This window comes from Phenylobacterium sp. (assembly GCF_020253645.1).
In the GTDB taxonomy this organism is placed as follows: Bacteria; Pseudomonadota; Alphaproteobacteria; order Caulobacterales; family Caulobacteraceae; genus Phenylobacterium.
In genome coordinates this window covers 1-4,677 of the sequence record NZ_JADCBG010000201.1, presented here as the reverse complement: position 1 = coordinate 4,677, position 4,677 = coordinate 1, and the positions used below count along the sequence as shown (strand labels likewise).

General features: G+C 69.2%; 5 protein-coding genes. All 5 read left to right on the top strand.

Going from position 1 to position 4,677, the window contains the following annotated elements; all coding sequences use genetic code 11:
- Window positions 1-294: 294 nt before the first annotated feature.
- Complete coding sequence (locus INE98_RS13160; RefSeq protein WP_293539447.1) at window positions 295-591, top strand: septum formation initiator family protein; 297 nt, start codon at window positions 295-297, stop codon at window positions 589-591.
- A 45-nt stretch (window positions 592-636) separates the two neighbouring features.
- A complete protein-coding gene (gene pdhA, locus INE98_RS13155) occupies window positions 637-1,671 on the top strand; it encodes a pyruvate dehydrogenase (acetyl-transferring) E1 component subunit alpha (protein ID WP_293539445.1) in 1,035 nt (344 codons plus the stop codon).
- Window positions 1,668-3,023, top strand: a complete 1,356-nt coding sequence (locus INE98_RS13150; RefSeq protein ID WP_293539443.1) for a pyruvate dehydrogenase complex E1 component subunit beta — start codon at window positions 1,668-1,670, stop codon at window positions 3,021-3,023. Before pdhA ends, INE98_RS13150 begins: the two co-directional genes overlap by 4 nt.
- Window positions 3,020-3,418, top strand: coding sequence for a GFA family protein (locus INE98_RS13145; protein WP_293539442.1), 399 nt, complete (start codon window positions 3,020-3,022; stop codon window positions 3,416-3,418). The genes INE98_RS13150 and INE98_RS13145 overlap by 4 nt, the downstream gene beginning before the upstream one ends.
- A partial coding sequence (locus INE98_RS13140) for a dihydrolipoamide acetyltransferase family protein (protein ID WP_293539440.1) occupies window positions 3,415-4,677 on the top strand: 1,263 nt, incomplete at its 3' end. The genes INE98_RS13145 and INE98_RS13140, both read left to right, overlap by 4 nt.

Sequence of the window (4,677 nt, the reverse complement as noted above, 5' to 3'; positions counted from 1 at the left end):
CCCCTGAAGGTGGAGGAATTACGGTATCTTAATTGCTCCCCTGCGGGGGAGCTCCCCGCGAAGCGGGGTGAGGGGGCGCCACGGCGGTTCAGAAAACCCCCTCCGGCCCGCTACGCGGTCCACCTCCCCCTGAAGGTGGAGGAATTACGGTATCTTAATTGCTCCCCTGCGGGGGAGCTCCCCGCGAAGCGGGGTGAGGGGGCGCCACGGCGGTTTTCCTGACCCCGGAAACGCAAAGTTAATCCGGGCAGGGCAGGGTGAGCTTTCGGATCAACCTGCGAGTCGTGCGACCCGGTGTTACAGACCCTGCGCACCTACTGGACGACGGCCCTCCTGTGCCTGCTGATCGTCTATTTCGGCTTCCACGCCCTGACCGGCGAGCGCGGGATCCTGTCCACCGGCGAGCGGGACAAGGCCCTCAGCCAGCGCCAGGCCGAACTGGAGGCCCTGACGCGCGAGCGGGTCGAGCTTGAAACGCGGGCGCGCCTGCTCAGGGATGAGTCGGTTTCCGCCGATCTTCTCGACGAACGCGCCCGGGCCCTGCTGGGATTCGCCGATCCGAGGGACTATGTGATCCGCGAAGGGTCCTGAAGGCACCTTCGTCCGGCGGCGCCGGGTGGTTCAGGGGAGTAGCGAATGGCGCGTCCAGCGGCCGGAAGGAAGACGCGGAAGGCGGCGGCCCCGGCCGCCACGGATGCTGGCGTTTCCCGCGACCAGCTCCTCGCCTGGTATCGTGAAATGCTTCTGATCCGCCGCTTCGAGGAGCGCGCCGGCCAGCTCTACGGCATGGGCCTGATCGGCGGCTTCTGCCACCTCTACATCGGCCAGGAGGCGATCGCCGTCGGCATCCAGGCCGTGCGAAAGCCGGGCGACCAGGTCATCACCGGCTATCGCGACCACGGCCACATGCTGGTCTGCGGCATGGATCCGCGGGAGGTCATGGCCGAGCTGACCGGCCGGGCGGGGGGCTCCTCCCGCGGCAAGGGCGGCTCCATGCACATGTTCTCCACCGAGGCGGGTTTCTATGGCGGCCACGGCATTGTCGGCGCCCAGGTCAGCCTCGGCACGGGGCTGGCCCTGGCCAACAGCTACCGGTCGAACGGCGCGGTCTCCTTCACCTTCTTCGGCGACGGGGCGGCCAACCAGGGCCAGGTCTATGAGAGCTTCAACATGGCCGAGCTCTGGAGCCTGCCGGTCGTCTACGTGATCGAGAACAACCAGTACGCCATGGGCACCTCCATCGAGCGGTCGTCCTCCGAGACCCACCTGTTCCGGCGCGGCGCTTCCTTCCGGATTCCGGGTGAGGAGGTCGACGGCATGGACGTGGTCGCCGTGCGCGACGCCGCGGCCCGGGCCGCCGAGCACGCCCGGTCGGGGCAGGGGCCCTACATCCTGGAGATGAAGACCTACCGCTATCGCGGCCACTCCATGAGCGACCCGGCCAAATACCGGACCCGGGAGGAGGTGGAGGAGGTGCGGCGTAACCGCGACCCGATCGACCACGTCCAGGAGCTGCTGTCCGAAAAGGGCTGGGCCGACGAGGCGGCGCTCAAGGCCATCGACGCCGAGGTCCGCGCCATCGTCGCCGACGCCGCCGAGTTCGCCCGCATCTCGCCCGAGCCCGACCCGTCCGAGCTCTTCACGGACATCTATGTGGAGGCGGGGCGGTGACCGACATCCTGATGCCCGCCCTCTCGCCCACCATGGAGGAGGGGACCCTCGCCAAGTGGCACGTCAAGACCGGTGACGCCGTCCGCTCGGGCGACGTCATTGCCGAGATCGAGACCGACAAGGCGACCATGGAGGTCGAGGCGGTCGACGAAGGCGTCATCGAGGCCATCCTGGTTCCGGAGGGGACCGAGGAGGTCAAGGTCAACACACCGATCGCCCGCCTTGGCGCCGCGGCCGGGACAGGGGCCGCAGCCCCCCCTCCGGCGCCCCCCATTCCCCCCCCTTCGGTCCCTCACGTCACCCCCCCTGCGGAGGCGACGGCGCCGGAACCCTCACACGACGCCCCCACCCCCCCCGCCGCGACGGTCACGGGACGCCGGACCACCGTCCGCGACGCCCTGCGCGACGCCATGGCCGAGGAGATGCGCCGGGACGAGACCGTCTTCCTGATGGGCGAGGAGGTCGGCCAGTACCAGGGCGCCTACAAGGTCAGCAGGGGCCTGCTGGAGGAGTTCGGCGCCCGCCGGGTGATCGACACCCCCATCACCGAGCACGGCTTCGCCGGCCTCGGCGTCGGCGCGGCCATGGCGGGCCTGAAGCCTATCGTCGAATTCATGACGTTCAACTTTGCCATGCAGGCCATTGATCATATTATCAATTCGGCGGCGAAGACCCTTTACATGTCGGGCGGGCAGATCACCTGTCCCATCGTCTTCAGGGGGCCGAACGGCGCGGCGGCGCGGGTCGCGGCCCAGCACAGCCAGGACTACTCGGCCTGGTACGCCCAGATCCCCGGCCTGAAGGTGGTGGCGCCCTACGACGCCGCCGACGCCAAGGGCCTTCTCAAGGCCGCCATCCGCGACCCGAATCCGGTGGTCTTCCTGGAGCACGAAATGCTCTACGGCCAGGAGTTCGACGTGCCGGAGGACCCGGACTGGACCGTACCGATTGGTCAGGCGCTTATCCGGCGGCCGGGCCGGGACGTGACCCTGACGGCCCATTCGCGCATGGTGGGCCTGGCCCTGGAAGCGGCGGAAGTCCTTTCGAAACAAGGGATTGAGGCTGAGGTCGTGGACCTCCGCACCCTGCGTCCCCTGGACCGCGCGACCATCGTCGAGAGCGTGAAGCGGACAAACCGGATCGTCAGCGTCGAGGAAGGGTGGTCGCCCATGGGCGTCGGCGCCGAGATCGTCGCCACGGTCGCGGCCGAGGCGTTCGACTGGCTGGACGCCCCGCCCCTGCGCATCGCCCAGGCCGATACGCCCCTGCCATACGCCGCCAACCTCGAGGCCCTCGCCCTGCCGTCGGTGGATCGGATCGTCGAGGCGGCCCTGAAGGTCTGCTACCGGTGAGCGCCCTGGCCTTCAAGACCGGTGGATGCCATTGCGGGCGGGTCCGCTTCGAGGTCGCCCTTCCGGAGAGGCCTGAGGCCCATTCCTGCAATTGTTCAATGTGTTCGAAGGTCGGTTTCATCCACCTCATCGTGCCGGAGAGCCGGTTTCGCCTGGTCCAGGGCGAAGGGGATCTGGTGGAATACGCCTTCAATTCCGGCGTGGCCCGGCACCTGTTCTGCCGGACCTGCGGGGTGAAGAGCTTCTACCGCCCGCGCTCCAACCCGGATGGCTGGTCGGTCAACGCCCGCTGCCTGGACGAAGCCCTGGACATGGACCTGACCGAGTTCGACGGCCGCAACTGGGAGGCCAACGCCGCCAGCCTTGCCCACCTGTCCCGGGAGGCCGCGCCATGACCGACATCCTCATGCCCGCCCTGTCCCCGACCATGGAGGAGGGCATCCTCGCCAAGTGGCTTGTAAAGGTGGGAGATTCCGTCCGGTCGGGCGATGTCGTCGCCGAGATCGAGACCGACAAGGCGACCATGGAGGTCGAGGCGGTGGACGAGGGCGTCGTCGAGGCCCTGCTCGTCGCCGAGGGGACCGAGGGGGTGAAGGTCAATACGCCCATCGCCCGGCTCTCAGGCGAGGGTGGTCCCCCCGCGGCGACGCCGGCGCCGCCTCAGCCCGTCGCGGCTCCTGCGCCTCGGAGCCTCGATCCGGCGGTGGAAAAGCCCGACTTGCCAACGGGTTCCGGACGTATCTTCGCCTCGCCTCTGGCGCGCCGGCTGGCGGCTGAGCGGGGGCTGGACCTGGCGACCCTTACCGGCTCGGGCCCGCATGGCCGGATCATCCGCGCCGATGTCGAGGCCGCGGCCGCCGCGCCGCCTGTGCGCCCCGTCCGGGTCGAGGCCCCCGCCCCGGTCCCGGCGTCCGCCCCCGCCGCAAGCCTCGCCCAGCTGGGCTATCCGGACGACAGCTACACCCTGGTCCCGCTGGACGGCATGCGTCGCACGGTGGCGCGCCGGTTGACCGAAAGTGCGAGGGATATTCCGCACTTCCCCCTGACGATTGATGTGGAGATCGACGCCCTGCTGGCCGCGCGGACGCGGATCAACAGCCTGCTGGAGCCCCGCGGGATCAAGGTCAGCGTCAACGACCTGGTCATCAAGGCCGCCGCTCTGGCCCTGAAGCAGGTCCCGGAGGCCAACGCCTCCTTCACGCCCGAGGGGATCGCCCTGCACCGGCACGCCGACATCTCCATGGCCGTGGCGGTCGAGGGCGGGCTGATCACCCCCATCCTCCGCAGGGCCGAGCAGAAGGGCCTCGCGGACATCGCCCAGGAGGCCAAGGACCTGGCCGAGCGGGCCCGCAGCCGGAAGTTGAAACCTGAGGAATTCCAAGGCGGTAGCTTCTCCATCTCAAACCTGGGCATGTTCGGGATCCGGCAGTTCGGCTCGATCATCAACCCGCCCCAGGGCGCCATCCTGTCGGTGGGCGCCGGCGAGGCGAAGGCGGTGATCCGGGACGGCCAGGTCGTCTCTCGCACCCTCATGACCGTGACCCTGACCTGCGACCACAGGGTCATCGACGGCGCCATCGGCGCCCGCTGGCTGGCCGCCTTCCGGGCCCTGATCGAAGAGCCCGTCACCATGATCGTCTCGGGGGGCCGCCGT

Coding starts and splice junctions, on each gene's coding strand:
- pdhA (WP_293539445.1), top strand. CDS start 637: ATGGCGCGTCCAGCGGCCGGAAGGAAGACGCGGAAGGCGGCGGCCCCG.